The 2,425-nt window shown below is 75.4% G+C and carries 1 protein-coding gene and 1 pseudogene; both read right to left on the bottom strand.

Annotated elements, in window-relative coordinates; translation table 11 throughout:
• A pseudogene (locus tag L1885_RS27190) lies at positions 1–391 on the bottom strand (hypothetical protein); the annotation flags it as partial.
• Positions 392–985: 594 nt separating this feature from the next.
• On the bottom strand, positions 986–2,158 hold the full coding sequence (locus L1885_RS27185) for a C40 family peptidase (RefSeq protein WP_235799809.1): 1,173 nt from the start codon (positions 2,156–2,158) through the stop codon (positions 986–988).
• Positions 2,159–2,425: the final 267 nt, after the last annotated feature.

The following is a 2,425-nucleotide window of genomic DNA, read 5'->3' as shown; positions in this document are numbered from 1 at the left end:
CGTGGTGTCCCGCGGCCCCGGCGTCCTGGCCGGCAGCCGACGCCTCACGGGCTTCGCGGACACCGCGGGCGTCATCGGCGCCGAGGGCGTCGGAGGCAGCGGAGGCACCGGAGGCGTCGCGGAAGGGCGCGCCGGGTCCCGCCGGTCCGTGCGCCGGGGACGTGTCCTGCCCCGCGGAGTCGGTGCCCGAGGCGTGGGGTGTCCGCCGGGCCTGCGGTGCGTGCTGTGCCGCCGCCTGCGGCGTGGCGTGCGGGTGCGGTGTGTACGGGGCGTGCTGCGCGTGCTCGGTCCGGCGGCTGCCGGTGGTCCGGGTGCCGTCGGCGGTGTCCGGCGCGGCCGCGGTCTGCTCCACCTCGGAGCCTGTGCGCTGCCGCGGAACGGGTACGGGCATCGGTCTGGGTTTCCTTCCCTCCCCCCGAGGGCGCGGCGGGGCGACGATCGACGCCCCACCGACGGGGACCTTAGCGGTCTCCGGCGGTCGTACGGAATGCCGTGGAGGCAAGCGGCAGGTGTCATATGCGGGACGGCTCCCGGCTCCCGGAGGGCCCTCGCACGGTTTCTGTGGTGGTTCGGGCGGTGTGGTCCGGTTGCACTCCATGACGAACATCACGTGTGAACGGGGCCGCCGCGTGGGGCGCGTCACGTGCGGCGCGTCACAGCGGGCGCGGACGGGCCGCCGCGGCAGGGGTGTTGGGGTCACCCCCGGGTCACGCAGGGTGGCGCCGGGAAGCCACGTGCACGGGAGGCCACGTGCACGGGAGGCCACGTGCACGGGAAGCCACGTGCACGGGAAGCCACGTGCACGGGAAGCCACGTGCACGGGATGCCGCGCGTACGGATCGGCGCCCCCGCGTCCCCGCGAGTCCGCACCTACGAGGGTCCGCACCTGCGCGAGTCCGCACGTACAGGAGTGCCCCGCGTACGGGAGCCCGCAGCCCCTTCGTCCGGTGGCCGGTGCCTCCGGCGGCGATGTCGCGCGCGGGCCTCACTGGTCGGGGCGCACGACTCCGAGGATCGGCATCGCGCCCGCCTCCGACAGCGTCACGTCACGGCCCGGCCGCGGCGCCTGGACGATCTTCCCGGCGCCCGCGTACATCGCCACGTGGCTTGCGTCCTTGTAATAGATGATGAGGTCGCCCGGGCGCATGTCGGCGATCGAGATGTGCGGCAGCAGCCGCCACTGCTCCTGCGAGGTGCGCGGGATCGGCAGGCCGGCCGCCGCCCAGGCCTGGGAGGTCAGCCCCGAGCAGTCGTAGGAGTCCGGGCCCTCCGCGCCCCACACGTACGGCTTGCCGATCTGCTCCGTCGCGAACGCCAGTGCCTGCGCGCCCGCGGCGCTCGGCGCGCGGTTCATGTCGGTGGGGGCGTCGCTGTTGAGCCAGGCCGTCTGCGCGGTCGCGACGGCGTCCTGCTCCAGCTTCGCGAGCCGGGCCTTCTGGTCGGCCTCCAGGCCCGATTCGAGGGTCTTCGCGTCCGCGATCTTCTGCTTGATCTGCTTCGTCGTCCTCGCGGTGGTGCTCTGGTTCTTCTTCAGGGTCTTCCAGTTGGTGCTGGCGTCCTGGGCGTAGGTCGTCAGGTCGCTCTGCGTGTCCTTCAACTGCTGGAGGAGGCCGTTCGCGGCCTTCTGCTCCTTCGTCGCGCGGGAGAGGCCGTCGACGAACGCCTGCGGGTCGCCGGTGAGGGTGAGTTGCGCGCTCGGCGGGAGGCCGCCGCTGCGGTACTGGGCGCGCGCCGCCGCTCCCGCCTGTTCCTTCAGCGCGGCGATCCGCGTCTGGGAGTCGACGAGGGCCTGCGCGGTCTGCGCCATCCGGGCCTTCTGCTCGGACGTGCGCTGCGCGGCCAGGTTGTACGCGTCCGTCGCCGAACCGGCCTGCTGGTACAGGGTGTCGATGTGCCGGCGCACCGCGTCGAGCGACGTGTCGGTGGCGCCCTGGGCCACCGCGGAACCGCCGCCCGGTGCGGACCCCCGGGTCGTCCCGGGCGGCAGTTCGACCGGCGGCGGCGCCACGGGCGAGCCGTAGTCCTGGGCCGGCAGCGGCGAGCCGCCGGGCGGCTTCGGCGCGGCGTAGGCGCGGTGCGTGCCCCAGCCGGGCGCCACGGACAGGCCGAGCGCGCAGACCAGCGCGATCGCGGCCGCGACGCGACGACGTCGACTCACGAGTTCCCCCCAGCGCTCACCGGGTCCCCGTCCGGGGCCCGTTCTTCCCGTCCCTCACCGCCGCGGCCGCTGCCGGGCCGGCGGCGGCCGGTGCCGAGGCGCTCGCCACGGCCCGACGTCCCTCCCGCACCCGGCGGTGCGGCGGTTCAGGCGCGCGGGCGCCGGGACGGTACGGCCCGTCCGGCCCACACGCCGCGTCCGGCGCGCTCGACTCAGCGGGCCCGGGGGCCCCTCGCGCGTCGTCCGCCCGTAGGACGTACCGATCCT

The organism is Streptomyces fuscigenes (assembly GCF_021556455.1).
GTDB classification, from domain to species: Bacteria; Actinomycetota; Actinomycetes; order Streptomycetales; family Streptomycetaceae; genus Streptomyces; species Streptomyces fuscigenes.
The sequence above is the reverse complement of the archived record's forward strand: the minus strand, read 5'-3'. Positions and strand labels throughout refer to the sequence as shown.